19 protein-coding genes and 1 pseudogene are annotated in these 26105 nt (G+C 71.4%); 15 read left to right on the top strand and 5 right to left on the bottom strand.

The window, feature by feature from the left end; genetic code table 11:
* Positions 1–302 precede the first annotated feature (302 nt).
* Both DA075_RS06890 and DA075_RS06895 read right to left on the bottom strand, forming a co-directional pair.
* Positions 303–1541, bottom strand: coding sequence for a Zn-dependent hydrolase (locus tag DA075_RS06890; protein WP_099952577.1), 1239 nt, complete (start codon positions 1539–1541; stop codon positions 303–305).
* Between the two features lie 93 nt (positions 1542–1634).
* On the bottom strand, positions 1635–2585 hold the full coding sequence (locus DA075_RS06895; protein ID WP_099952578.1) for an NAD(P)H-dependent flavin oxidoreductase: 951 nt from the start codon (positions 2583–2585) through the stop codon (positions 1635–1637).
* Positions 2586–2744: 159 nt separating this feature from the next.
* Here DA075_RS06895 and DA075_RS06900 point away from each other — a divergent pair, with 159 nt between their 5' ends.
* Positions 2745–3965, top strand: a complete 1221-nt coding sequence (locus DA075_RS06900; RefSeq protein WP_164712232.1) for a serine hydrolase domain-containing protein — start codon at positions 2745–2747, stop codon at positions 3963–3965.
* 23 nt (positions 3966–3988) lie between these two features.
* Here the strand turns inward: DA075_RS06900 and DA075_RS06905 are convergent, their stop codons facing one another.
* Positions 3989–4777, bottom strand: a complete 789-nt coding sequence (locus tag DA075_RS06905; RefSeq protein ID WP_099952579.1) for a DUF2189 domain-containing protein — start codon at positions 4775–4777, stop codon at positions 3989–3991.
* Positions 4778–5324: 547 nt separating this feature from the next.
* Here DA075_RS06905 and DA075_RS06910 point away from each other — a divergent pair.
* The 3 genes from DA075_RS06910 (at position 5325) to gyrB (ending at position 9696) form a co-directional block, all read left to right on the top strand.
* The gene (locus DA075_RS06910) at positions 5325–5966 is read left to right on the top strand and encodes an MBL fold metallo-hydrolase (protein WP_099952580.1); all 642 of its coding nucleotides are present in this window, start codon (positions 5325–5327) and stop codon (positions 5964–5966) included.
* Between the two features lie 11 nt (positions 5967–5977).
* On the top strand, positions 5978–6940 hold the full coding sequence (locus DA075_RS06915) for an aldo/keto reductase (protein WP_099952581.1): 963 nt from the start codon (positions 5978–5980) through the stop codon (positions 6938–6940).
* 320 nt (positions 6941–7260) lie between these two features.
* The gene (gene gyrB / locus DA075_RS06920) at positions 7261–9696 is read left to right on the top strand and encodes a DNA topoisomerase (ATP-hydrolyzing) subunit B (protein ID WP_099952582.1); all 2436 of its coding nucleotides are present in this window, start codon (positions 7261–7263) and stop codon (positions 9694–9696) included.
* 228 nt (positions 9697–9924) lie between these two features.
* Here gyrB and DA075_RS06925 read toward each other — a convergent pair whose 3' ends face one another.
* Together DA075_RS06925 and DA075_RS06930 are read right to left on the bottom strand one after the other, a co-directional pair.
* Positions 9925–10425 (bottom strand): CinA family protein, encoded by a 501-nt coding sequence (locus DA075_RS06925; RefSeq protein WP_099952583.1) that lies wholly within the window; start codon positions 10423–10425, stop codon positions 9925–9927.
* Positions 10422–11684: a bifunctional 2-C-methyl-D-erythritol 4-phosphate cytidylyltransferase/2-C-methyl-D-erythritol 2,4-cyclodiphosphate synthase gene (locus DA075_RS06930; protein WP_414468058.1), complete on the bottom strand. Its 1263-nt coding sequence runs from the start codon at positions 11682–11684 to the stop codon at positions 10422–10424. The genes DA075_RS06925 and DA075_RS06930 overlap by 4 nt, the downstream gene beginning before the upstream one ends.
* A gap of 708 nt (positions 11685–12392) precedes the next feature.
* Between DA075_RS06930 and dusB the strand changes: the two genes are divergently transcribed.
* From dusB to DA075_RS06980, 11 genes and pseudogenes are all read left to right on the top strand, one after another.
* Complete coding sequence (gene dusB / locus DA075_RS06935; RefSeq protein WP_099952584.1) at positions 12393–13466, top strand: tRNA dihydrouridine synthase DusB; 1074 nt, start codon at positions 12393–12395, stop codon at positions 13464–13466.
* Positions 13463–14623, top strand: a complete 1161-nt coding sequence (locus DA075_RS06940) for a two-component system sensor histidine kinase NtrB (protein ID WP_414468057.1) — start codon at positions 13463–13465, stop codon at positions 14621–14623. Before dusB ends, DA075_RS06940 begins: the two co-directional genes overlap by 4 nt.
* Before the next feature lie 4 nt (positions 14624–14627).
* Positions 14628–16085 carry a nitrogen regulation protein NR(I) gene (gene ntrC, locus DA075_RS06945; protein WP_099952585.1) on the top strand — a complete coding sequence of 486 codons (1458 nt, stop codon included), beginning with the start codon at positions 14628–14630 and terminating at the stop codon, positions 16083–16085.
* Positions 16086–16865: 780 nt separating this feature from the next.
* Positions 16866–17303: a Ros/MucR family transcriptional regulator gene (locus tag DA075_RS06950; protein WP_099952586.1), complete on the top strand. Its 438-nt coding sequence runs from the start codon at positions 16866–16868 to the stop codon at positions 17301–17303.
* A gap of 176 nt (positions 17304–17479) precedes the next feature.
* Complete coding sequence (locus DA075_RS06955; RefSeq protein WP_099952587.1) at positions 17480–19801, top strand: sensor histidine kinase NtrY-like; 2322 nt, start codon at positions 17480–17482, stop codon at positions 19799–19801.
* A 126-nt stretch (positions 19802–19927) separates the two neighbouring features.
* The gene (ntrX, locus tag DA075_RS06960) at positions 19928–21298 is read left to right on the top strand and encodes a nitrogen assimilation response regulator NtrX (RefSeq protein WP_099952588.1); all 1371 of its coding nucleotides are present in this window, start codon (positions 19928–19930) and stop codon (positions 21296–21298) included.
* Positions 21299–21605: 307 nt separating this feature from the next.
* A complete protein-coding gene (gene hfq, locus DA075_RS06965) occupies positions 21606–21860 on the top strand; it encodes an RNA chaperone Hfq (RefSeq protein WP_048429571.1) in 255 nt (84 codons plus the stop codon).
* Positions 21861–22245: 385 nt separating this feature from the next.
* Entirely contained in the window at positions 22246–23628 is a 1383-nt protein-coding gene (gene hflX / locus DA075_RS06970) for a GTPase HflX (RefSeq protein ID WP_099952589.1), read from the top strand.
* A gap of 188 nt (positions 23629–23816) precedes the next feature.
* A pseudogene (locus DA075_RS38095) lies at positions 23817–24161 on the top strand (pyridoxal-phosphate dependent enzyme); the annotation flags it as partial.
* The gene (locus DA075_RS06975) at positions 24095–24772 is read left to right on the top strand and encodes a pyridoxal-phosphate dependent enzyme (RefSeq protein WP_276330933.1); all 678 of its coding nucleotides are present in this window, start codon (positions 24095–24097) and stop codon (positions 24770–24772) included. The pseudogene DA075_RS38095 and the gene DA075_RS06975, both read left to right, overlap by 67 nt.
* A gap of 124 nt (positions 24773–24896) precedes the next feature.
* Entirely contained in the window at positions 24897–26057 is a 1161-nt protein-coding gene (locus DA075_RS06980; RefSeq protein WP_099952590.1) for an AAA family ATPase, read from the top strand.
* The last annotated feature ends 48 nt before the right edge of the window (positions 26058–26105 follow it).

Consider the following 26105-nt stretch of genomic DNA (forward strand, 5'->3'; position numbering starts at 1 on the left):
CTTGTTCCAGATGCCAAGCTTATACACGAAGCCCGAGAAGGAATCGGATACTTCGGTCGGCCGAGGCGCGCTCGCGGCACGGAGTGCGGCCCTGCGCGCTCCACCCGACACCCTTCTCACGCCGCCGCCGGCGCCCGGCCGAGCGCGGCGCGGCCGAGGCCGCGCATCCGGGAATCCGCATCGACGTTCCGAGGGCGGGCACGCCGACGCGCATCGTCGGGCGAGGCAAGTCGGGCGAGGCAAGTCGGGCGAGGCAAGTCGGGCGAGACAAGTCGGGCGATCTTGCGACCGCCCGATCGCGCCTACCGGTTGGCCCGCGCCAGGGCGGCGTGGAGCAGCAGGTTCACGCCCGGCAGGGTCGGCTCCAGGGCGATGTCCTCGGCCTCGTTGTGGGTGATGCCGTCCCGGCAGGGGGTGAAGATCATGCAGGCGGGGGCGACCCGGGCGACGTGGTAGGCGTCGTGGCCGGCCTGGGAGCGCAGGTCCATGGTCGGGATCTCCAGCCGCCCGGCGGTCTCGCGCAAGGTGCCGATCAGCCCGTCGTCGAAGGAGAAGACGCCGAAACCCCATTCCTCGGCGATGGAGATCTGCGTGAGCGAGCGGGCGGCGCAGTCGGGCAGGGCGGCGCGCAAGCTGGCCTTCATGGCCTCGAGGGTCTCGAGCTTGGGCGCCCGCATGTCGATGAAGAGCTCGGCGTATTCCGACAGGGTGCCGGGGAGGTTCGGCACCAGGTCGAGGCGGGCGGCGGTGGCCTTGGCGTCGGTGTCGGCATGGGCCCAGCCGATGTCGTTGACCGCCACCGCCACCATGGCGGCGCCGACGAGGGCATTGTGGCGCTCGCTCATCGGGGTCGGGCCGGTATGGGCGGTGGCGCCCTCGACGGCGATGCGCATGCCGCAGCTCGGATAGCCGCCCGTCACGATGCCGACCGGCACGCCGGCCCGGTCGAGGGCCGGGCCCTGCTCGATGTGCAACTCGAAATAGGCGTCGATGGTGCGCCCGCCGACGGGCGCCGAGCCGCGATAGCCGATGCCGTCGAGGGCGTCGCCGAAGCGGATCCCGTCGCGGTCGCGCCGGTTCTCGACCCAGTCCGGCGTCGCCTGGCCGGACCAGGCGAGGGAGCAGAGCATCGGCGGCGAGAACCGCGCGCCCTCCTCGTTGGTCCAGTTCACCACCTCGATGCTGCGGCGCGTCGCGATCCCGAGGTCGTCGAGGGTGCGCAGGATCTCCAGCCCCGCGAGCACGCCGAGGATGCCGTCGAAGCGCCCGCCGGCCCATTGCGTGTCGAGATGGCTGCCGATCACCACCGGCGGCAGGTCGGGCTCGGTGCCCGCCCGCCGCAGCACCATGTTGCCGAGCCCGTCGACGGTGAGCGGATAGCCGCCCTCCTCGGCCCAGGCTTTGAGCTGGTCGCGCATCACCCGGTCCGGCTCGGTCAGGGTCAGGCGCCGCAAGCCCCCCCGGGGCCCGGTGCCGATGCCGGCCGACACCATCAGGGTGTCCCACAGCCGGTTGCCGTTCACGGAAAGGTTGGTGGTCATCGCGGGTCCTCACGCTGCACTCGGGGGAGCGGGCGCCAGGATGCGAGGACCGTGCCCGGCGGACAAGCGCCGGGCGCGGGGGTAGGATGCGCGCTACCCGAGCCGTGCCCGCGCCGCCGCGTATTCCGCCTTCAGCCGGTCGATCACCACGGCGGTCGCCGGCGCGTCGTCGATGGTGCCGACGCCCTGGCCGGCGCCCCAGATGTCGCGCCAGGCCTTGGTGGTGCCCGAGCCGAAATTCATCTTGGTCTTGTCGACCTCGGGCAGCGCGTTGGGGTCGAGGCCGGCGGCGGTCACGCTGGGCTTGAGGTAGTTGCCCGGCACGCCGGTGAAGTAGGGGGTGTAGAGAACGTCGGCCGCGGTCGTGCCGACGATCATCTCCTTGTAGGCCGGCGCGGCGTTCGCTTCCTGCGTGGCGATGAAGCGGGTGCCCATATAGGCCAGATCCGCGCCCATCGCCTGGGCGGCCAGGATCGCGTCGCCGGTGGTGATCGCGCCGGACAGGATCAGCGGTCCTCCGTAGAAGCGCCGCACCTCGCCGACGAGGGCGAAGGGCGAGAGCGTGCCGGCATGCCCCCCGGCCCCGGCGCAGACCAGGATCAGCCCGTCGACGCCGGCCTCCAGCGCCTTCTCGGCGTGGCGCACCGTCGTGACGTCGTGGAACACGAGCCCGCCCCAGCCGTGCACCGCCGAGACCACGGCGTCGGGCGCGCGCAGCGAGGTGATGATGATCGGGACGCGGTGCTTGGCGCAGACCGTCAGGTCGTGCTCCAGCCGGTCGTTCGAGGCGTGGACGATCTGGTTCACCGCGTAAGGCGCGACGATCCGCTCAGGGTCCGCCGCCTTGGCCTGGCTCAGCGCCCCGGTGATCTGCGTCAGCCACTCGTCCAGCGCCTCCTTCGGCCGGGCGTTGAGGGCCGGGAAGGAGCCGACGATGCCGTTCACGCATTGCGCGATGACCAGGTCCGGCCCCGAGACGATGAACATCGGCGAGGCGATCACCGGCAGGGCGAGGGCGTGGCGGAGGCTGTCGGGCAGGGACATCGGCGGCGTGGCTCCCAGGGTTTCGTTGACGGTCTCGTTCGCGAGATGTCGTTGCGCTCTCGCATCGCACCAGGCGCCGGGTGCGGTCAACGGGCGGCTTGACGGGGGCCGGCGTCGGCATTCCTGTTCGCGCCTTCCCCCACGACCAGGAGGCACGGCGTGCAGGCTGAGATCGGAAACCCGGAGGCCGTCGGCCTCTCGTCGGAGCGGCTGGAGCGGATCGTCCCGTGGATGCGGGGCTACGTCGCGGCCGGCAAGCTGCCGGGCCTGTCGGTGACCGTGGCCCGGCGCGGCCAAGTGGTGTTTTCCCGCCAGGAGGGCCTGCGCGACCTCGCCCGCGGCCTGCCGATGGAGCACGACACCATCGTGCGCATCTACTCGATGACGAAGCCGCTGACCTCGGTGGCGATCCTGATGCTGTACGAGGAAGGCCTGTTTCAGCTCGACGACCCCATCACCCGCTTCCTGCCCGAGTTCCGCGACATGCGGGTGCTCGTCGGCGGCAGCCGCGCCAAGCCCGAGACCGTGCCGGCGGAGCGCGACATCACGTTTCGCGATCTCCTCACCCACACCTCGGGCCTCTCCTACGGCTTCATGGACGCGACCCTGGTCGACCGGATGTACCGGGAGGAGGGCGTCGATTTCCAGACCGCCGAGACCTCGCTCGCCGAGGTGGTGGCGAAGGCCTCACGCCTGCCGCTGCTCGCCCAGCCGGGGGCGGAGTGGAACTACAGCATCGCCACCGACGTGCTCGGCCACCTCGTGGCGGTGATCTCTGGCCAGCCCTTCGACGCCTTCCTGCGCGAGCGGATCATCCGGCCGCTCGGCATGGTCGATACCGACTTCCACGTTCCGCCGGAGAAGATCGCCCGCTTCGCCTCGAACTACGCGCTCGGCGAGGGCGGCCGCCTGACCCTGATCGACGACGCCCGCGAGGGCCGCTACGCCCGTCCCCGCACCGTGCCGTCGGGCGGCGGCGGCCTCGTCTCGACGGCGTCCGACTACGCCCGGTTCTGCCGCTTCATCCTCGGGGGCGGGGCGCTCGACGGCGTGCGGCTCCTCGGCCGCAAGACCGTGGCGCTGATGACCGCCAACCACCTGCGCGGCGACCTCGCCGATATGGGCCAGCCGCGCTTCTCGGAATCGAGCTACAGCGGCATCGGCTTCGGCCTCGGCTTCTCGGTGATGCTCGACCCGGCCAAGGCGCAGATCCTCGGCACCCCGGGCGAGGTCGCCTGGGGCGGGGCGGCCTCGACGGCGTTCTGGATCGACCCGGCCGAGGACCTGTTCGTGATCCTGCTGACGCAGCTCATGCCGTCCTCGACCTGGCCGATCCGGCGCGAGCTGCGGGTGCTCACCTACGCGGCGATCACGGAGTGACCGCTACGCTGACGGAGCAACCGTCACGCCACCGCCCGGCGGTAGAGGTGCCAGGTGGCGTGGCCGAGCACCGGCAGCACCACGGCGAGCCCGACGAACAGCGACAGCATGCCGATGACGAGCATCCCCGCCACGATGGCGCCCCAGGCGAGCATCGTGCCGGGGTTCTCGCGCATCAGCGCCATCGAGGTCTCGATCGCGGTGCCGGCATCCGCATCCTTGTCGATGATGAGCGGGATCGAGACCGCGCTCACGGCGAGCGCCAGGAGCGAGAAGGCCGCACCCACGAGGTTGCCGGCGAGGATCAGGCCCCAGCCCCGCGGCGTGGTCAGCACGTCGTCCAGGAAGGCGAGCAGCGAGGGCTCGGTGACGCTGCCGTAGAGCGCCCAGTACAGGCCCATGGCGGCGGAGAGCCAGGCGAGGAAGATCAGCGCCAGCACCACGCCGATCGCCGTCACGGCCTTGGCCGAGCGGCCGCGCAGGGGTGCGTAGGCGTCGGTCCAGGCGGTGGACAGGCCCCATTCCCGCCGCCGGCTCAGCTCGTAGAGGCCGAGCGCCGCGAAGGGCCCGATCAGCGCGAAGCCGGCGGCGAGCGGGAACAGGATCGGGATCAGGTCGCGCTCGAAGGTCGCCGCCGCGATCAGCACGCCGGCGATGGGATAGATCAGCACCACGAACAGCACGTGGGTCGGCATCGCCAGGAAGTCGTCGACGCCCCGCGACAGGGCGGTCTTGAGGTCCTGGATGCCGATCCGCCGCACGATGGGGCGGGCGGCGGCGAAGCCGTGGGAGAATGTGGGCGAACTCGTCATCGCGTCTCCTCCGGGGGGAGGCACCCGCGACGGGTTGGCCGGGCCGCGTGTCGGGCCGTCGGGTCGGCGGTCCTCAGGCGCCCGGTCCGGCCCGCACGGGCACCGGACAGATCGGTCGCATCAAGCCTGGTCGTCTCGCACCGGGCGGGGGGCTCCCGCCGCACGCCGCAACGTTAACGCGAGGCCGGGCCGCCCGCCAAGGGGGTGGCGCGCACGATCGCGCGACGGGAACCGGGCGGGGGCGGCATATTGCGGGCGCCCCGCCCGCGGACGGGGATGGTGCGTGGCCGGCCCGCGTCCTGGCGCCGGCGAGCCTCGTGCCCTGCACGGGCGCCCGACGGCCGGAGGAGGCCGCCCGCCTCACGGAGGCGTTCCGCGACCGCGACTGGCGCCGGGGTGCGCAGGCTGCATCGGAACGGGCGGCCGGGCCCGCGGGCCTTCGTGGCGGGAGAGGACTGGTGGCTGGAGCGAGAGCGGTGGCCCCGGGGTGCCGCACCGCCCGCTTCCGGGCTACAAGGAGCCACCTTCGTCTCATCCAAGGCCGACCATGCCGAGCACGCCCCGCGCCGCGATCATCCCGGTCACGCCGTTCCAGCAGAACTGCACCCTCCTGTGGTGCGAGGCGACGAAGCGGGCCGCGGTGATCGATCCGGGCGGCGATCTCGACCGGATCCAGGCGGCGATCGCCAAGGCCGGGGTCACGGTCGAGAAGATCCTGCTCACCCACGGCCATATCGACCATGCCGGCGGCGCGGCCGACCTGCGCGACGCGCTGAACGTGCCGGTCGAGGGGCCGCACATCGCCGACAAGCCGCTCCTCGACAGCCTGCCCGAGACCGGGGCGGCCTACGGCCTCGGCGGTGCGAAGGCGATCACCCCCGACCGCTGGCTGAACGAGGGCGACACGGTGACGGTCGGCGAGCTGACCTTCGACGTGCTGCACTGTCCCGGCCACTCCCCGGGCAGCGTCGTGCTGGTGAGCCGGGACGCCCGCTTCGCGCAGGTCGGCGACGTGCTGTTCCGGGGCTCGGTCGGCCGCACCGACCTGCCGGGGGGCGACCACGGCACCCTGATCGCCTCGATCAAGACCAAGCTCCTGCCGCTCGGCGACGACGTCGCCTTCATCCCCGGCCACGGCCCGACCGGCACGATCGGCCAGGAGCGGCTGTCGAACCCCTTCATTCAGTAGGAAATTCCGCCATGGACCTGCGTCCCCTGGGCCGTTCCGGCCTCTCGGTCCCGCCCTTCTGCTTCGGCGGCAACGTCTTCGGCTGGACCGCCGACGAGGCGACCTCCTTTGCGCTGCTCGACCGGCTGCTGGAGGCCGGCTTCACCTTCATCGACACCGCCGACGTCTATTCGCGCTGGGCGCCGGGCCATCAGGGCGGCGAATCGGAATCCGTGATCGGGCGCTGGCTCAAGGCGAGCCGGGCCCGCGACCGCATGGTCATCGCCACCAAGGTCGGCATGGACATGGGAGACGGCCGCAAGGGCCTGAAGGCCTCCTCCATCGAGCGGGCCGTCGAGGAATCCCTGCGCCGCCTCCAGACCGACCGGATCGACCTCTACCAGTCCCATCTCGACGACGCGGAGACACCGCTCGAGGAGACGCTCGCGGCCTATGACCGGCTGATCCGCGCCGGCAAGGTGCGGGCGATCGGCGCCTCCAACTATTCCGCCGCCCGCCTGCGCGAGGCGCTGGCTGTGGCCGCCCGCGAGGGCCTGCCGCGTTACGAGTGCCTTCAGCCCGAGTACAGCCTGGCCGAGCGGGCCGGCTACGAGGCGGAGCTGGAGCCCCTGTGCCGGGAGGAGGGAATCGGGGTGATCTCCTACTTCTCCCTCGCGGCGGGCTTCCTGACCGGCAAGTACCGGCAGGCGGGCGCCGCGTCGGGCCGCGCCCGGGAGGCCCGGGTCTCGGGCTACCTCAACCCGCGCGGCCTCGCCTTCCTCGACCTCCTCGACGCGGTGGCGCGCGATCACGGCGCCAGTCCGGCCCAGGTCGCGATCGCCTGGCTCGTGGCGCGGCCCGGCCTCACCGCGCCGATCGCCAGCGCCACCTCGGTGGCGCAGCTCGACGAGATCCTGGGCGGCGTGCGCCTCGCCCTCGACCCGGCGGCGGCGGCCCGGCTCGAGGAGGCGAGCCGGGGCTCGCTCAAGGGCTGACAGGGCCCGTTCGCGGATCCTTAACGGGGTGCGGCGAAACGTAACCCCGGTGATCTTCCGGCAGGGGTGGACGGGGTGTCCGGCCCACCCCCGCCGGGCCCCGGAAAGCCCCCGCCGCGGCGCCGAAAAAGTGCCCCTGCGGCGCCGAAAACCGATGCAATTTCAAGGCGGAATGCTTACATCAGGGAGGCACGGGGTCGTGGCCGCCACGGCCCGGGATCCTTGAGACACGACGAGACCCAGACGGCGCCGAATCGCAAGATCGGCGCCGGCGCCGGCCGCGCCCCTGCGACGCGCGCCCGCCCGCACCAGGAACCGACATGGCCGAACCCGCCCGCGATCTGACCCCCGACACCTACGGCGCCGACTCGATCAAGGTCCTCAAGGGCCTGGACGCGGTGCGCAAGCGGCCCGGCATGTATATCGGCGACACCGACGACGGCTCGGGCCTGCACCACATGGTGTACGAGGTCGTCGACAACGCCATCGACGAGGCTCTGGCCGGCCACGCGACCCTCGTCACCGTCACCCTCAACGCCGACGGCTCCTGCACGGTCTCCGACAACGGCCGCGGCATCCCGACCGACATCCACCCGGAGGAGGGCGTCTCGGCGGCCGAGGTCATCATGACCCAGCTGCATGCCGGCGGTAAGTTCGACCAGAACTCCTACAAGGTCTCGGGCGGCCTGCACGGCGTCGGCGTCTCGGTGGTGAACGCCCTCTCGACCTGGCTGCGCCTGCGCATCTGGCGCGCCGGCCAGGAGCACGCGATGGAGTTCCGCCACGGCGACGCGGTCTCGCCGCTCGCCGTCGTCGGCCCGGCCGGCGACCGCCGCGGCACCGAGGTGACGTTCCTGCCCTCGCCCGACACCTTCACGATGATCGAGTTCGACTACGCGACGCTGGAGAAGCGCCTGCGCGAGCTCGCCTTCCTCAATTCCGGCGTGCGCATCGTTCTGACGGATGCCCGCCACGCCGAGCACAAGCGCGACGAGCTCGTCTACGAGGGCGGGGTCGAAGCCTTCGTGCGCTACCTCGACCGGGCGAAGGAGCCGCAGATCGAGGCGCCGATCGTCCTGCGCCAGGAGCGCGACGGCATCGGCGTCGAGGTCGCCTTGTGGTGGAACGACACGTTCCACGAGAACGTGCTGTGCTTCACCAACAACATCCCGCAGCGTGACGGCGGCACCCACCTGGCCGGGTTCCGGGCCGCGCTGACCCGCCAGATCACCGGCTACGCCGAGGCGAGCGGGGTGACCAAGAAGGAGAAGGTCGCGCTGACCGGCGAGGATTGCCGCGAGGGGCTGACCGCGGTGGTCTCGGTGAAGGTGCCCGACCCGAAATTCTCCTCGCAGACCAAGGACAAGCTCGTCTCCTCGGAGGTGCGGCCGGCGGTCGAGGGCGTGATGAACGCGACGCTCGGCACCTGGCTCGAGGAGCATCCGAACGAGGCGCGGGTCATCGCCGCGAAGGTGGCGCTCGCCGCCGCGGCGCGGGAGGCGGCGCGCAAGGCGCGCGATCTCACCACCCGCAAGGGCGCGCTCGACATCGCCTCGCTGCCCGGCAAGCTCGCGGATTGCCAGGAACGCGACCCGTCGAAATGCGAGATCCTGCTGGTCGAGGGCGACTCGGCCGGTGGCTCGGCCAAGCAGGGCCGCGACCGCACCTTCCAGGCGGTGCTGCCGCTGCGCGGAAAGATCCTCAACGTCGAGCGGGCGCGGCTCGACAAGATGCTGTCGAGCCAGGAGATCGGCACGCTGATCACCGCGCTCGGCACCGGGATCGGCCGGGACGGCGCCCACGCCTTCAATCCCGACAAGCTGCGCTACCACCGCATCATCATCATGACCGATGCGGATGTCGACGGCTCGCATATCCGCACCCTGCTGCTGACGTTCTTCTTCCGCCAGATGCCGGAGCTGATCGAGCGCGGCCACCTCTACATCGCCCAGCCGCCGCTCTACAAAGCCCAGAAGGGCAAGACCTCGATCTACCTCAAGGACGACCGGGCGCTGGAGGATTACCTGATCGACGGCGGCGTCGACGGGGCGGTGCTCAAGCTCGCCACCGGCACCGAGTTCGGCGGGCCGCAGCTCAAGGCCCTGGTCGACGAGGCGCGCGGCGTGCGCCAGGTCCTGCACGGGATGCATTCGCGCTACGACCGCGTCGTGGTCGAGCAGGCGGCGATCGCGGGCGCCCTGCGCCCGTCGGTGGCCGGCAACCCGGACGAGGCCGAGGTGGTGGCCGACGAGATCGCCCGGCGCCTCAACACCATCGCGGACGAGATCGAGCAGGGCTGGGAGGGCGAGGCCAAGGACGGCGGCTACGTGCTGTCGCGGACCCTGCGCGGCGTGCGCCAGGTCGCGGTGCTCGACGAGGCGCTGATCCACTCGCAGGAGGCGCGCCGCCTCGACGAGCGGGCCGAGAACCTGAGCGAGATCTACGGCGCCCCCGTCACCCTGGTGCGCCGGGGCGACGAAACGATGCTGCACGGGCCGGTCGCGCTGTTCGAGGGCATGATGGCCCTCGGCCGCAAGGGCTTGCAGCTCCAGCGCTACAAGGGGCTGGGCGAGATGACCGCCCAGCAGCTCTGGGAGACCACCCTCGACCGCGACGTGCGCTCGCTCCTCCAGGTGAAGGTCAAGGACACGACCGACGCCGACGACCTGTTCGTCAAGCTGATGGGCGACGTGGTCGAGCCGCGCCGGGAGTTCATCCAGGAGAACGCCCTGAACGTGGCCAATCTCGACGTGTGAAGCCCTCGACCCGTCTCGGAGATTGTCGGGTCAGCCAACCGAATTGCCACCCTCCGCGTCATCCCGGGGCCGCGAAAGCGGAACCCGGGACCCATAACCGCCGAGGGTGACAAGTCGGTCCGCCCTATCGGACAGGCTCTCGCATTTCGACGTTCGCGCCCAGCGAACCGGGACCTCGTGGCCGCAAGTTGTCGCGAGAGGTCGAGGAACCGACCGCCGCCCCGCGCCTCACACCTTCTCGAGCGCCATCTCCAGGAAGCCGAGCGCGTCCTCGACGGCGCAACGCCGGACCTCGGAGCGGCCGAGATCGCCGTAGCGGCGCTCGATGTGCCGGGTCGCCCGGCCGGCGGCGACGAGGCCGAAATGGACGAGGCCCACGGGCTTCGTCGGCGTGGCGCCGCCCGGACCCGCGACGCCCGTGATGGCGAGCGCCACGTCGGCCCGCGAATGGGCGAGCGCCCCTTCGGCCATCGCCCGGGCCACCGGCTCGCTCACCGCGCCATGGGCCGAGATGAGGTTGAAGTCGACGCCGAGGATCTCGGCCTTCGCCTCGTTGGAATAGGTGACGAAGCCGCGCTCCAGCACCAGGGAGGAGCCCGCCACCTCGGTCAGCAGGGCGGCGACGAGGCCGCCGGTGCAGGATTCGGCGGTGACGAGGCGGGCCTGGCGCTCGCGATAGGCGGCGATCAGCACGCTCGCGCGGGTGACGAGGGCGGCATCGAACATCACGGACGCGCCTCCGGCAGCCGGACGGTCGCCGCGGGCAACCTTATCGTGGCGGCGGCCTGGGCGGCGAGGCCCTCGGCCCGGCCGACGAAGCCGAGCTTCTCCGTCGTGGTCGCCTTGATCGAGACCGCCGAGAGCGGCACCCCGGCGATCTCGGCGATCCGGCTGCGGATCGCCTCGCGATGGGCGCCGATGCGGGGCGCCTCGGCCAGGACCGTGATGTCGAGGTGATCGATCACCCCACCGCGCTCGGTCACCCGCCGCACCGCGTCGGCCAGGAACTGGTCGGAGGAGGCGCCGCGCCAGCGCGGATCGCTCGGCGGGAAGTGGACGCCGATATCGCCGTCGGCGAGCGCGCCCAGGATCGCGTCGGTGAGGGCGTGCAGCACCACGTCGCCGTCCGAATGGGCGAGCACGCCGCGATCGGCCGGGATGCGCACGCCGCCGAGCCACACGTGGTCGCCCTCCGTGAAGGCGTGCACGTCGAAGCCGGTGCCGAGGCGGGTCAGAAGGGTCATGGCGGAATCATCCCCGGATTCGCGACCGGAGCGAGGCTCCGGCAAGAAGGCGCGGTCGGCCTCGATGAGGTCGGCGGCCTGGGTGATCTTGCGGTTGCGCAGGTCGCCGGGGAAGACCGCCACCGGCAGGCCGGCCCATTCGGCGAGCGCCCCGTCATCGGTGAAGCCGTCGTGCCCCTGCGCCGCGGCCCGCCCATGCGCCTCGGCGAGGAGGGCGAAGCGGAACGCCTGCGGGGTCTGCACCGCGCGCAACTCTTCCCGCTTCGGCGTCTCGCGCACCCGGCCGTCCGGCTCGACCACCTTGATCGTGTCGCTCACCGGCACGCCGGGCACGGCGGCGCCGTGGCTTTCCGCCGCCGCGATCGCCCGGTCGATGAGCGCCCCGTCGACGAAGGGGCGGGCGGCATCATGCACCAGCACCAGGTCGGGCGCACCCTCCCGGGCCAGCGCCTCGAGCCCGGCCCGGACCGAGGCCTGGCGGGTGGCGCCGCCCTCGGCCGGCCGGGCGAGCTTGGCCCGTGCCCCCAGTTCGAGGTCGCCGAGGCATTCGTCGTAGAAGGCGGCGGCGTCCGCGGCGATCACCACCTGGATCCGCGTGATGCCCGGATGGGCCGCGAGAGCCGCCAGGGTCCGGGTCAGGACCGCCTGGCCGCCGACGCGGCGATACTGCTTGGGCGTGTCGCCGCCGACGCGGATGCCGCGCCCCGCGGCGACGACCACCGCGGCGATCTGGGGAAGTGTCAAAGAGGTCGCTCCCGGAATGCCCGCTCCTTAGCGGCGGCGGCCCAGCGAGGCAAATGCACCAGGGGAAGGGCGGTGCCGCGTGGGAAGGAGGGGAGGGCAGGTTCTTCCGGCGCCACATCCGCCTGCTTGCGCGATCCGGGATCTGGGGTTGCGCATGACGCATGACGACACCCCCATCCGCGATCCTCTCAATACAAGGACGTCGCGAGACCCCCTCCCCAGGCGATTCGAAGATCACGCAGGGTGGCGCTTCAGTGTGAAGCGCTGAGAGCCGTGCCGGCAGCGGGACGCTCAGGGTTCAACCCGGGGCCGTCTCCACCTTCACGCCGGATCCTCGATCCCCTGACCCTGTTCCACACGGGAGAGGGGACGCGATCGACCTCGAAATTCGAGATCGATACATAATATCTCTCTGCAATTCATGGATGTGCCATGTCATCGACGGCCGGCGCAGGCAAGCGACAGCCGCCCCTCTGCCCGCGCTCAGCGCTCATCCCGCAGCGCAGCAAAGCCTGGCCGACACCGCTTCCATTCCGCCGCGCGGCCCCGCTATCCTGCCGCGCCCGGGCGAGAGCCGGCGCGGAACGCCACCGCGACACGGGCCACCGGCCCGACGAGGGTCACCCGGCGGTCAATTCGCGGGCAATTCGGGGAACGCCCCCCGAACGCGCTTGCGTCCGAGCCGGTTTTGGCTATTTGCTGTGCACAATGACGACTGACCATTATTTGAGCGCCGCAGCACCGGGGGCCGGGCCGGCAGCGCTGCCAACCGGGCGTCTCGCCGCCGGCGCCCTGCTGGCGCGCGGGGCCCTGCTGGCGCCGCTCTCGGGCGTGACCGACCTGCACATGCGCCGCATCGCCCGCCGGCTCGGCGCCACCGCGACCGTGTCCGAGATGGTGGCGGCGGAGGATTTCGCCCGCGGCACCGAGGAGGCGCGGCTGCGCGCCGAGGGGGAGGGCGTGCTGCCCCATGTGGTGCAGCTCGCCGGCTGCGACCCGCGCTGGATGGCGGAAGGCGCGCGCCTCGCCGAGGCCAACGGGGCCGACGCGATCGACGTCAACATGGGCTGCCCGGCCAAGGCCGTGACCGGCGGACAGGCCGGCTCGGCGCTGATGCGCGACCTCGACCATGCCGAGCGCCTGCTCGCCGCGGTGCGCGAGGCGGTGGCGGTGCCGGTCACCGTCAAGATGCGGCTCGGCTGGGACGACGCCACCCGCAACGCCCCGGACCTCGCCCGGCGGGCCGAACGGCTCGGCTACGCCGCCGTCACGGTGCATGGCCGCACGAGGCAGCAATTCTATACCGGCCGCGCCGACTGGGCGGCGATCCGGGCGGTGCGCGAGGCCGTGACGATCCCGCTCGTCGCCAACGGCGATATCGCCGGCCTCGACGATGCCCGGGCCTGCCTGCGCGAATCCGGCGCCGACGCCGTGATGATCGGCCGGGCGGCGGTCGGGCGGCCCTGGCTCGTCGCCGCCGTGGCGGCGGGGCTCGCCGGGGAGGCTCTCGCGGAGCCCGACGCCGCGGCGCGGGCGGAGCTGGCGGCCGAGCATTACGACGGGCTCATCGCCCTCTACGGCGCCCGGATGGGCGTGCGCCACGCCCGCAAGCACCTGGCGGCCTATGCCGACCATGCCGGGGGGCTCTCTGCCCCCGAGCGGACCCGGCTTCTCACCACCACCGACCCGGACGAGGCCGCGCGGCTCCTGCGGCGCGCCTTCGAGGCACCGGCCGCACGGCCCGAGCAGCAGGCCGCACGGCCTCAGCATCAGGCCGCATGAGGATGAGCGATGCGTCCGCACCCCCTGCCGCCCGCACCCGGAAGGCGTCGCTCATGAGCGCCCCAACGAGCGAGATGATCATCAACGCTCTGCCGCTGCCCGTCCTGACCATCGGCCCGGACGAGCGCATCCTCCAGGTCAACATGGCGGCGGAGCACTTCTTCGACTATTCGCGCCGGATGATGCAGCGCCAGCGCCTGCGCGACATCATCCCGTTCTCCTCGCCGATCATCGCCCTCGTCAACGAGGTGCGGCGGCGCCGGGCCAGCGTCAGCGAGTACAGGGTCGAGCTGGCCTCGCCGCGCACCGGCATCGAGCGCAGCGTCGACGTGTTCGCGACCCATCTCGACGACGACCTCGTGGTGCTGATGCTCCAGGAGCGCACCATCGCCGACAAGATGAACCGCCAGCTCACCCACCGGGGCGCCGCCCGCTCGATGGTGGCGCTCGGCGCGATGCTGGCCCACGAGATCAAGAACCCGCTCGCCGGCATCCGCGGCGCCGCCCAGCTCCTCGAGCAGTCGGCCGCCGAGGACGACCGGCTGCTGACCCGGCTGATCTGCGACGAATCCGACCGGATCGTGCGCATCGTCGAGCGGATGGAATTGTTCGGCGACGAGCGCCCGGTCGAGCGCGGCCCGGTCAACGTCCACGGCGTCCTCGACCAGGTGAAGCGCTCGGCCCAGTCGGGCTTCGCCCGCCACATCCGCTTCGTCGAGAACTACGACCCGTCGCTGCCGCCGGTGCTCGGCAACCGCGACCAGCTGATCCAGGTCATCCTGAATCTCGTCAAGAACGCCGCCGAGGCGATCGGCGCCGACGCGGTCGACGGCGAGATCATCCTCTCGACCGCCTTCCGCACCGGCCTGCGCCTCCAGGTGCCGGGCTCGCGCGAGCGGGTGAGCCTGCCGATCGAAGTGGCGGTGCGCGACAACGGCCCGGGCGTCTCGGCCGAGCTCTTGCCGGACCTGTTCGACCCCTTCGTCACCACCAAGGCGCAAGGGTCGGGCCTCGGCCTGGCGCTCGTCGCCAAGATCGTCGGCGACCATGGCGGCATCGTCGAGTGCGACCCCGCCCCCCGCCGCACCACCTTCCGCGTCCTCCTGCCGATGTCGCACGCCCGCGACGGGCGCGAATCCTCCGCCGAGACCGAGTGAGCGCATGCCGAACGGACACATCATCGTGGCGGACGACGACGCCGCCATCCGCACCGTGCTCAACCAGGCGCTGTCGCGCGCCGGCTACGAGGTCCGCTCGACCGGCAACGCCGCCACCCTGTGGCGCTGGGTGGCGCAGGGCGAGGGCGACCTCGTCATCACCGACGTGGTGATGCCCGACGAGAACGCCTTCGATCTCCTGCCGCGGATCAAGCGGGTGCGGCCGGACCTGCCGATCATCGTGATGAGCGCGCAGAACACCTTCATGACGGCGATCCGCGCCTCCGAGCGCGGCGCCTACGAGTATCTCCCCAAACCCTTCGACCTGAAGGAGCTGACCGCGATCGTCGGCCGCGCCCTGTCGCGCCCGCGCGGCAGCGCGGCGCCCGGCGCCGCGCCCGAGAACGAGGACATTCCCCTCGTCGGCCGCTCCCCGGCGATGCAGGAGATCTACCGCTCGCTCGCCCGGCTGATGCCGACCGACCTGACGGTGATGATCACGGGTGAGTCCGGCACCGGCAAGGAGCTGGTGGCGCGCGCGCTCCACGATTACGGCCGGCGCCGGTCGGGGCCGTTCGTGCCGGTCAACATGGCGGCGATTCCCCGCGACCTGATCGAATCCGAGCTGTTCGGCCACGAGAAGGGGGCCTTCACCGGCGCCACCGCCCGTTCGGCCGGCCGCTTCGAGCAGGCCGAGGGCGGGACGCTGTTCCTCGACGAGATCGGCGACATGCCGATGGAGGCCCAGACCCGGTTGCTTCGCGTCCTCCAGCAGGGCGAGTACACCACCGTCGGCGGCCGCGTGCCGATCAAGACCAATGTCCGCATCATCGCGGCGACGAACAAGGACCTGCGGGTCTCGATCCAGCAGGGCATCTTCCGCGAGGACCTGTTCTTCCGCCTCAACGTCGTGCCGTTGCGCCTGCCGGCGCTGCGCGAGCGCTCCGAGGACGTGCCGGACCTGGTGCGCCACTTCTTCGTGCTGGTCGAGCGCGAGGGCCTGACGCGCAAGCAGCTCGACGGCGACGCGATGGAGAAGCTCAAGCGCTACCGCTGGCCCGGCAACGTGCGCGAACTCGAGAACCTGGTGCGGCGCCTCGCGGCGCTCTACCCGCAGGAGACGATCACCGGCCCGGTGATCGAGGCCGAGCTCGACACCCTGCCGCTGGCCGCCCCCGCGCAGGGGGGAACGGGGCGCAAGGGCGGGACGGAATCCGAGGGCCTGTCGGCGGCGGTGGAGCGGCACCTGTCGGAGTATTTTTCGGGCTACCGGGACACCCTGCCGCCGCCCGGCCTCTATCACCGCATCCTGCGCGAGATCGAGGGCCCGCTGATCGGCGCGGCGCTGGCGGCGACCCGCGGCAACCAGATCCGCGCCGCGGAGCTCCTGGGCGTGAACCGCAACACCCTGCGCAAGAAGGTCCGCGACCTCGACCTCCAGGTCTTTCGCACCCCGCGCTGAGGCGGACGCGTCCGTGGACAAAGGGTCCGTCATCTTGCGGCATTGCGACGCATTGTCCGGCAGGCCAGGGGGCGGGCCAGGATAATCCGGCAAGACCGGAGGGCAGACGGGCCGCCCTGGCCCGTTTTGGTCTCGCCCGCCGCGCGCGCCTCCGCCGCCCGAAACGCCGGACGATCCCGCCGGCGCCGGCGCCGATGCGGTTCCGGCCCCATTTTCACAACGACATCCTTGAGTGAAGAGCGGTTGCTGGCGTTGTCAAGCCGCACAACCTCAAGTAGAAAATATGTCTCCTTACCTGGGGACATCACGGCTCGTCTTGCGAAGACATGGCGCGATCACGGGGCAGGGTGACCTAGGCCGATCTTCCGACGCCGCATCACGGTCTCGACCGATCATGGCGCTGCGCGTCACCCGCACAGTGGGTGCCTGGATTGGATCTCAGCGGGCCGCTCGAAGGGCCTGCAGCGTATCGGATCGTTGATTATATCAATGATAAGGTGATGACCGCGACGGGCCGAACATCCCGCGATTGACCTGCCGGGGGCCTCGACTGTTCCGGCAAGCCTATGAACAACAAGGATTTTTTCACGCAGACCGCGCTCCGCCGGGGACGCTGCTCCAGACCGCGATCCGCCGCATCGGTCAATCTTCATGACCTTGGGGAACAGGACAGAGCTAATGCAGTGCCGACTCTTGTGTTGATCGAGAGACCTTGCGGTTGACGGAGACTGGCGTAACATCCATCACCTGTGACGGGGGCCGCACTTCTCGAGGATCGCAATGAGTTCAGCTGACCACGTCGAAACGCCTCAGATGATCGGCCTGGTGTCCGATATTGTGTCGGCCTACGTGTCGAACAACAGCGTGCCGGTGGGCGAGCTGTCGAGCCTGATCCGCAGCGTCCATGAGGCGGTGGCTCGGCTCGGCTCGGCCGTCCCGGCGGAGCCCGAGCGGCTGACGCCGCCGGTGCCGATCAAGAAGACCGTCACGCCCGACTACCTGATCAGCCTGGAGGACGGGCGCCGGTACCGGACGCTGAAGCGCCACCTGGCCGGGCGCGGGCTCACTCCCGAGCAGTACCGCCAGAAATGGGGCCTTCCGCCGGACTATCCGATGGTCGCCGCCAACTATGCCGCCCAGCGCTCTGAGCTCGCCAAGAGCATCGGGCTCGGCCAGAAGCCGGTGGTCCGCCGCCCGCGCTCGAACCAGGCCGCCTGAGGCCTCGACCCGGAGGTCGCCCGATCCAAAGCTCGCCTGGACCAAGGATCGCCTGGATCAAGGGCCACCGATCGGGGCTCCATCGCTCGGGCCGGACGGCGTGACCGCCGGCCCCGATTGCCGTCGCGCCCGCATCCGTATTAATTTCGCCACACTGTAGTGGCCTTGCACCACGGATGCTGTTCACACGTCGCCCCCGGGCTCCAGCGCCCCCCTCCGGCGCGGCCGGCCACACGACCAGGCCGGGCCCGCCCGGGCCGGCTCAGGACGCCGCGCCGCGGGGTCCGGGCTGGTTCGGGGCACTCGCGGTCATCGTCGCCCTGGCGCTGGCGCTCGCCACCTTCCTGATCCTGGTCGGTGCCACCGCGATCGCGCCGACCCACACCGTGGTGGTGGCGCTGCTGCTCAGCAACGTCGCCCTGGTGCTGCTGCTCGTCGTGGTCATCGCCTGGGAGGCGCGGGTCTTCCTGCGCGCCCGGCGGACCAACGCGGCGGCGGCCCGGCTCCACACCCGCATCGTCGGCCTGTTCAGCCTGATCGCGACCCTGCCGACGGTGCTGCTCGCCGTGGTGGCGTCGATCACCCTGGAGCGCGGCCTGTCGCCCTGGTTCTCCGACCGGATGCGCAACGTCGTGCTGATGTCGGTCGACGTGGCCGATGCCTACCTGACCAACCAGTGCCAGAGCCTCGCCCGCGAGGCCCGCATCCTCTCCGACGACCTCACCCGGGCGCGCCCCGCCTTCGACGTCGAGCGGGCCTGGTTCGAGAACTTCCTCACCGCGCGGGCCGCCTCGCTCGGCCTGCCGATCGCCCGGATCATGCGCTCGCCGACCGAGACCGTGGCGCGGGCCAATATCGACATCCTCAAGGACCCGCCGCTGCCCTCGGCCAGCGACTTCGACGAGGCGGCGAAATCCGCCGACGCCACCTGCCTGCTGCCGCGGGAGGGACGGGTCTTCGGCACGCTGATGAAGCTGCCGGCCTATGACGATGCCTTCCTCTTGGTCGAGCGCGAGGTGACGCGGCTCGCGGTCGAGTTCCCGGGGGTGTCGCGGGCCGCCGCGACCGAGTTCCTGACCATCGATGCCGGGCGGCGCAGCGTGCAGATCGCCTTCGCGACGATGTTCGCGCTGATCGCCCTGATCGCGCTGCTTTCGGCGGTGTGGTTCGGGCTCAACTTCGCCAACCGCTTCGTGGCGCCGATCCGCCGGCTGATCAACGCCGCCGACCAGGTGGCGTCGGGCAACTACTACGCCCAGGTCCCGTTCCGGAAGACGGAGGGCGACCTGCAGCACCTGGGCGAGAGCTTCAACAAGATGACCCAGGAGCTCAGCCGCCAGCGTGCCACCCTGATCGAGCAGAGCGAGCAGATCGACAGCCGCCGCCGCTTCACCGAGGCGGTGCTGGCCGGGGTGCCGGCGGGCGTGATCGGCGTCGACGGGCGCGGGGTCATCACCATCGCCAACCCCTCCGCCGAGCGGATGCTCGGGCGCGCTGCGGCCGACCTCGTCGGCCAGCCCCTGGAGGCGGTGATGCCGGAGCTCGGCGCCCTGCCGGGGGATTCGCGCGCCCGCCCGACCCAGCAGCAGATCCAGATCGCCCGCAACGGCCGCGAGCGCACCATCGACGTGCGCACCACGAGCGAGCAGTCGCAGGACGGCAACCGCGGCTACGTCGTCACCCTCGACGACATCACCGACCTGGTGAGCGCGCAGCGCACCTCGGCCTGGGCCGACGTCGCCCGCCGCATCGCCCACGAGATCAAGAACCCCCTGACCCCGATCCAGCTCTCCGCCGAGCGTATCCGCCGCAAGTACGGGCGTGTCATCACCGCCGACAAGGAGGTGTTCGAGCAGTGCGTCGCCACGATCGTGCGCCAGGTCGACGACATCAAGCGGATGGTGGACGAGTTCTCGTCCTTCGCCAGGATGCCCAAGCCGGCCATCGCCCGGAACGACCTGACCGAGATCGTCAAGCAGAACCTGTTCATGATGCGGGTGGCCCATCCCGACGTGACCTTCACGCTGGAGGAGGGCATCAACCGCATCAGCGCCGCCTTCGACACGCGGCTCCTGTCGCAGGCGATCACCAACATCCTCAAGAACGCCGTCGAGGCGGTGCAGGCGGTGCCGGAGGACGTCCGGGGCGAGAGCCTGATCGCCGTGCGCCTCTACGAGGAGGGCGAGGCCGCGGTGATCGAGATCACCGATACCGGCAAGGGATTCCCGCAGGAAGGGCGCCAGCGGCTGCTCGAACCCTATATGACCACCCGCGAGGGGGGCACGGGCCTCGGATTGGCGATCGTGAGCAAGGTCTTGGAAGAGCACGGCGGCGGCATCGAGCTGAACGACAACCCGCGCGGGCGCGGCGGGCAGGTGCGCATGCGGGTCCTCAGGGAGGTGCGGCGCGACGAGCCGCCGGGCGGCGCGAGCCGGTCCGCACGGCCGGCCGAGAGCCCGAAGACCTCTCCGGAGATCTCCCCGGAGCCCGCGGCGTGAGGCGGCCCGCCCCTTGCCGGACCCGGCGCCGCCGGTACAGCCATCGTCATCATCACATTCGCCACAGCACGGGGTGCCGCGGGGCCGTCAGGCCTGCCACCCGCATCGCGGGGAGGCCCTGAAGCCATGAGCGCCGACATTCTGATCGTCGATGACGAGGCCGACATCCGCGAGCTCGTCGCCGGCATCCTCGACGACGAGGGCCACCGCACCCGTACCGCCGGCTCCTCCGACGAGGCGCTGGCGGCGATCGAGGCGCGCCGGCCGCACCTCGTCTTCCTCGACATCTGGCTCCAGGGCTCGCGCCTCGACGGGCTGCAGGTGCTCGACGTGATCAAGGCCCAGGCCCCGGACCTGCCGGTGGTGATGATCTCGGGCCACGGCAACATCGAGACCGCGGTCTCGGCGATCAAGGCGGGCGCCTACGACTTCATCGAGAAGCCGTTCAAGGCCGACCGGCTGATCCTGGTGGCCGAGCGGGCCCTGGAGGCCTCGCGCCTCAAGCGCGAGGTGCGCGACCTCAAGGCGCGCTCCGGCCAGGCGAGCCGCATCGTCGGCGCCTCCGTGGCGGCCAACCAGCTGCGCCAGACCGTCGAGCGCGTCGCCCCGACCAATGCCCGGGTGATGATCTCGGGCGCGCCGGGCTCCGGCAAGGAGCTCTCGGCCCGCACCATCCACGCCGCCTCGTCGCGGGCGAACGGCCCCTTCGTGGTGATCAACGCCGCCACGATCACCCCCGAGACGATGGAGGCCGAGCTGTTCGGGGTCGAGGCCCAGGACGGCAAGCCACGGCGGGTCGGGGCGCTCGAGGAGGCGCATGGCGGCAGCCTCTACATCGACGAGGTCGCGGACATGCCGCGCGAGACCCAGAACCGCATCCTGCGGGTCCTCGTCGACCAGAACTTCCAGCGCGTCGGCGGAACCACGAGGGTTTATGTCGACGTGCGGATCATCTCGTCCTCGTCGCGCGACCTCGCCGAGGAGATCGCCGGCGGGCGCTTCCGCGAGGACCTGTTCCACCGCCTGAGCGTCGTCCCGATCCGGGTGCCCTCGCTCGCCGAGCGGCGCGAGGACGTGCCGGAGCTGATCGCGTTCTTCATGGAGCAGATCTCGGCCGCCACCGGCCTGCCGCAGCGGCGCATCGCCGCCGACGCGATGGCGGTGCTGCAGTCGCACGACTGGCCCGGCAACGTCCGCCAGCTGCGCAACAACGTCGAGCGGCTGATGATCCTGACGCAGGGCGACCCCGAGACCGAGGTCACGACCGAGATGCTGCCGAGCGAGGTCGGGGCGCTCGTGCCCACCACCCCGAGCGGCGCCGGCGGCGAGAAGCTGATGAGCCTGGCGCTCCGCGAGGCGCGCGAGATCTTCGAGCGCGAGTACCTGGTGGCGCAGATCGCCCGCTTCTCCGGCAACATCTCCCGCACCGCCGAGTTCATCGGCATGGAGCGCTCGGCCCTGCACCGGAAGCTCAAGTCCCTCGGCATCGGCGCCTGACGACCGCCCGCCGGACGAAGACCCGCGATCGGGACCGGCCCGGCCGCACATTTGTGAGTGCCAAGCTCGGGCCTTTCTGCTAGGGCGGCCTGTGGCCGGAGCGCGACAGGATCGCGGGCACGGCCGGATGCGGCAGGTTCGGCGGCCCGGGGACTTCCCCTGCGGCCAGTCTGCACTTGCGCCCGGGCGAGCTTCACCGTGTAATGGGGCGGCCGGTTCCCCGGGCGGCGCGCCGCGCCTCCCGCAGCACAACAACACGGACCGACCCGTCAACCGGGACTGGCAGCGGGTTCAAAGGACAAGAAGAATGGCGGGCGAACGCGCTCAGAATCTGCAGGACACCTTCCTCAACCACGTTCGCAAGAACAAGATTCCGCTGACGATCTTCCTGGTCAACGGCGTGAAGTTGCAGGGTGTCGTGACTTGGTTCGACAACTTCTGCGTGCTGCTGCGGCGCGACGGCCACTCGCAGCTCGTCTACAAGCACGCGATCTCGACGATCATGCCGGGCCATCCCGTGCAGCTGTTCGAGCAGGGCGAGGAGGGGGCCGAGAAGGCCTGAACCCGCCCGAAGGAAGAGGCGCGCGGCCAAGCCTGCGCGACTAAGTGTCTCTCACAAAACCCCCGATTACCGTCGTCGCTCGCTGTGGCGGCGGCGCAGCGGGAGTTTCGTGAGGTGCACTCAGCCGCGGGCCCGTGCGCCCCGCGGACGCGCCCGTGCCGTCGTCCCCATGCCAGTGTCCAGGCCGCACGATGCGGCCTGTCTTTTGGCGGCCTGTCTTTTGGCGGCCTGTCTTTTGGCGGCCTGTTTTTTCGCAGCCTGTTTTTTCGTTCGCCGACGCCATCAAATCCCGGCCGCGGGCGCGCCCTGCCGCTTGATTCTCCCGAGCCGCCATCCAACCTCTGTCCGATGGACTCCCGACCATACGGGAGCAGCCGGAGACACGATGGAACCGCGGATACCGGGCGAGATCCGCCTGCAGCGCCAGGCCGAGCCGGAGGCCGCGATCGCGGCCGAGACCCGCACGCTGGTGATCGGCCCCTACCAGACAAGGCGTGATGCCGGCGGCGAACCCCGCCCAGCCCTCGCGCGCCTCGACGAGGCGGTGGGCCTCGCTGCCGCGATCGAGCTCGACGTGGCCGACAAGCTCCTCGTCACCGTCCAGCAGATCCGGCCCTCGACCTTCCTCGGCAAGGGCCGGGTGGAGGAGATCGCCGGGCGGATCGAGGCCGACGGGATCCGCCTCGTGGTGATGGATTGCGCTCTCTCGCCGGTGCAGCAGCGCAACCTGGAGAAGGCCTGGGGCGTCAAGGTCATCGACCGCACCGGCCTGATCCTGGAGATCTTCGGCCGGCGCGCCTCGACCCGCGAGGGTACGCTCCAGGTCGAGCACGCGCATCTCGCCTATCAGCGCAGCCGGCTGGTGCGGTCCTGGACCCACCTCGAGCGCCAGCGCGGCGGCTTCGGCTTCCTCGGCGGCCCGGGCGAGACCCAGATCGAGGCCGACCGGCGAATGATCCAGGAGCGGATGACCCGGATCGAGCGCGAGCTCGAGACCGTCACCCGCACCCGCGGCCTGCACCGCCGCTCGCGGCGCCGGGTGCCGTACCCGATCGTGGCGCTCGTCGGCTACACCAATGCGGGCAAGTCGACCCTGTTCAACCGCCTGACCCGGGCCGAGGTCCTGGCGGAAAACATGCTGTTCGCGACCCTCGACCCGACCGCCCGGGCGATCAAGCTGCCGCACGGCGAGACCGCGATCCTGTCCGACACGGTCGGCTTCATCTCCGACCTGCCGACCATGCTGATCGCCGCCTTCCGGGCGACGCTGGAGGACGTGATCGAGGCCGACATCCTGCTCCATGTCCGCGACATCGCCCACGAGGACGCGGAGGCGCAGGGCGCCGACGTGGCGGAGGTGCTCGCCGAGCTCGGCATCGAGCCCGATGCCGACCGCATCATCGAGGTCTGGAACAAGGCTGACCTCCTCGACGACGCCGAGCGCGAGCGCCTGCTCAACCTGAGCCGGCCGAACGGGAGCAAGGACGGGCCGAAGCCCGTGCTGCTCTCGGCGCTGACCGGCGAGGGCATCGACCGCCTGATGAGCCGGATCGAGGCCCGGATCGCCGCCGCCCGCACGAGCTTCGCGGTGATCCTGGAGCCGGCGCAGGGCGCCGAGCTGCACTGGCTCTACGAGAACGCCGAGGTCCTGGACCGCCGCGAGGACGCCTCCGGCGCCATGCACCTCGTGGTCCGGGTCGCGCCGGAGAAGGAGCCCCGCTTCCTCAACCGGTTCGGCGCGGCGCGGCGGCTGAAGGGAGTTGCGTAGGGCGTCCCGCGCGAACTCGTGCGCGAACCCGTGACGGAGGCGCCCCCACCGTCCCGGGGGCGTCGAAGGGCCGGAACCGCCGATGCCGGAGGATGAGGCGATCCCAGGGGCGGACCCTGGTCGACCTCCCGTCCCTCGGCGGAACCACGCCTCTCCCGATGGAACGACGGGCCTGCTAGAGTTGCGCGATGGATCCATCGTCGCCACGCCAAGCGTCCCCGGCCGCGACGGTCACGCCGTCCGCCCTCGGCCTGATCGGCAACACGCCGCTGCTCGCCCTCGACCGCGTCCACCGGGGACCCGGCCGCATCCTGGCGAAGGCCGAGTTCATGCAGCCCGGCGGGAGCGTCAAGGATCGGGCGGCCCGCGCCATCATCCTCGCCGCGCGCGCGGACGGGCGGCTGGCCCCGGGTGCGCCCGTCGTGGAGATGACCAGCGGCAACATGGGCGCCGGCCTCGCCGTGGCCTGCGCGGGTTTGGGCCATCCGCTCGTGGTCACGATGTCGTCCGGGAACAGTCCCCAGCGGGCGCGGATGCTGGAAGCCCTGGGGGCCGAGGTCGTGCTGGTAGCCCAGGTGGACGGTGCTCCCGGGCAGGTCACCGGCGCCGACGTGAATGCGGCGGCCGACGCCTCGCGGCGGAGCGGGGAGGCTTCTACGTCGACCAGTTCCATGCTCCGGACGGCGTGCGCGCCCATGCGGAGACGACCGGGCCGGAAATCTGGGCGCAATCCTCCGGCCGGATCGATGCCTGGCTGGCCGCCGTGGGGACGGGGGCGACCTTCCTCGGGGTGGCCGCCGCCTTGCGCGCCCGCAATCCTCGCGTGATCTGCGCCGCCGTCGAGCCCGACGGGTGCCAGCCCCTGGCGGGGCTGGCGGTGACGAAACCCCGCCACCTCATCCAGGGCACGAGCTACGGGAGCGTCCCTCCCCACTGGTCAGAGGGCCTGATGGACCTGTCCCTCGCCGTGACCGATCAGGAGGTCGAACGCTGGCGCCGGGCGCTCGCGACGCAGGAGGGCCTGCATGTCGGCTACTCGGCCGCTGCCAACGTCGCCGCGGCCGCCGCGCTGCTGCGCTCCGGGCGCCTCCCCGCCGACGCGACCGCGGTGACCGTGCTCTGCGACACGGGCTTGAAATACTGACGCGATCCCTGTCCGCTTGCCACCTGCCGCCCGGTCAGATGTCATGACCTTGCGCGGCGGGCCTGCGAAGGCCCGGCTGCACGGCCCCGTGCGCATCGCTCCCCAAGGGAACAGGCGAGACTCCATGCCGATCCACCGCCTCGCCATCTCCGGCTACCGCTCGATCCGCGACGTCGTCTTCGGCCTCGACCGGCTGACCGTGGTGACGGGGGCGAACGGCAGCGGCAAGTCGAGCCTCTACCGCGCCCTGCGGCTCCTCGCCGAGGTCGCTCAAGGGCGGGCAATCCCGTCGCTCGCGCACGAAGGCGGCTTCGCCTCGGCCTTGTGGGCGGGACCGGAGACGTTCGGGCGCCGGGTCCTCGACGGCACGCACCGGGTCGAGGGCACGGTACGGCGCCATCCGGTCGAGGTGAAGCTCGGCTTCTCGGACGACGATGTCGGCTACGCCATCGCGCTCGGCCTGCCGGCGCCGTCCTACGAGGACACGTTCTTCGCCCACGATCCCGAAATCAAGGCGGAGAGCGTCTGGAACGGGCCGATCGTCGGGCGGGCCAACGTCTTCGCCGAGCGCCGCGGGCCGCTGGTGCGCCTGCGCGACGGCACCGGCACCTGGATCGAGGCCCTTAGCGACCTGCCCGCCTTCGACAGCCTGATGACCCACGGCGCCGATCCCCGCGAGGCCCTCGACGTGCTGATGCTCCGCGAGCGGATGCGGGCCTGGCGCTTCTACGACCATTTCCGCACCGACCGGGACGCGCCGGCCCGCCGGCCGCAGATCGGCACCCGCACGCCGGTGCTCGCCGCCGGCGGCGCCGACGTGGCGGCGGCGATCCAGACCATCCTGGAGATCGGCGACCGGGATGCCCTCGACGCGACCATCGCCGAGGCCTTTCCGGGATCGTCCCTCGCGGTCGCGAGCAGCGAGGGCCACTTCGCGCTCGAACTCCGTCAGCACGGATTGCTGCGTCCTTTACGCGGGGCCGAGCTCTCGGACGGGACCCTGCGCTACATCCTGCTCGCCGCGGCCCTGCTGTCGCCGCGCCCTCCCGACCTGATGGTGCTCAACGAGCCCGAGACCAGCCTGCATGCCGAACTGCTGGCGCCGCTCGCCGGGCTGATCGCCCGGGCCTCGGAGCGCACGCAGATCCTGGTGGTGTCGCATGCCGCCGCCCTGGTGGCGGCCCTGGAGCGGGAGGGGGCGTCCCGCATCACCCTGGAGAAGCGCCTCGGCGAGACCCTGGCGCCGGACCACGACCCGCCGTCCTGGACTTGGCCAAGAAGGTAGATCCGGCCCAAGAGGGCGATCCCGCCGAAGCGGTCGATCCGCCCAAGA

The sequence above is a fragment of the Methylobacterium currus genome (assembly GCF_003058325.1).
GTDB lineage: Bacteria > Pseudomonadota > Alphaproteobacteria > Rhizobiales > Beijerinckiaceae > Methylobacterium > Methylobacterium currus.

What these genes read in the sequence shown, in the direction of transcription:
- DA075_RS06950 (WP_099952586.1), top strand. Translation starts at nt 16,866, where the DNA reads ATGAGTTCAGCTGACCACGTCGAAACGCCTCAGATGATCGGCCTGGTG.
- DA075_RS06910 (WP_099952580.1), top strand. Translation starts at nt 5,325, where the DNA reads ATGCCGAGCACGCCCCGCGCCGCGATCATCCCGGTCACGCCGTTCCAG.
- hflX (WP_099952589.1), top strand. Translation starts at nt 22,246, where the DNA reads ATGGAACCGCGGATACCGGGCGAGATCCGCCTGCAGCGCCAGGCCGAG.
- gyrB (WP_099952582.1), top strand. Translation starts at nt 7,261, where the DNA reads ATGGCCGAACCCGCCCGCGATCTGACCCCCGACACCTACGGCGCCGAC.
- DA075_RS06905 (WP_099952579.1), bottom strand. Translation starts at nt 4,777, where the DNA reads ATGACGAGTTCGCCCACATTCTCCCACGGCTTCGCCGCCGCCCGCCCC.
- hfq (WP_048429571.1), top strand. Translation starts at nt 21,606, where the DNA reads ATGGCGGGCGAACGCGCTCAGAATCTGCAGGACACCTTCCTCAACCAC.
- DA075_RS06940 (WP_414468057.1), top strand. Translation starts at nt 13,463, where the DNA reads ATGAGGATGAGCGATGCGTCCGCACCCCCTGCCGCCCGCACCCGGAAG.
- DA075_RS06915 (WP_099952581.1), top strand. Translation starts at nt 5,978, where the DNA reads ATGGACCTGCGTCCCCTGGGCCGTTCCGGCCTCTCGGTCCCGCCCTTC.
- ntrC (WP_099952585.1), top strand. Translation starts at nt 14,628, where the DNA reads ATGCCGAACGGACACATCATCGTGGCGGACGACGACGCCGCCATCCGC.
- dusB (WP_099952584.1), top strand. Translation starts at nt 12,393, where the DNA reads ATGACGACTGACCATTATTTGAGCGCCGCAGCACCGGGGGCCGGGCCG.
- DA075_RS06895 (WP_099952578.1), bottom strand. Translation starts at nt 2,585, where the DNA reads ATGTCCCTGCCCGACAGCCTCCGCCACGCCCTCGCCCTGCCGGTGATC.
- DA075_RS06955 (WP_099952587.1), top strand. Translation starts at nt 17,480, where the DNA reads ATGCTGTTCACACGTCGCCCCCGGGCTCCAGCGCCCCCCTCCGGCGCG.
- DA075_RS06980 (WP_099952590.1), top strand. Translation starts at nt 24,897, where the DNA reads ATGCCGATCCACCGCCTCGCCATCTCCGGCTACCGCTCGATCCGCGAC.
- ntrX (WP_099952588.1), top strand. Translation starts at nt 19,928, where the DNA reads ATGAGCGCCGACATTCTGATCGTCGATGACGAGGCCGACATCCGCGAG.
- DA075_RS06890 (WP_099952577.1), bottom strand. Translation starts at nt 1,541, where the DNA reads ATGACCACCAACCTTTCCGTGAACGGCAACCGGCTGTGGGACACCCTG.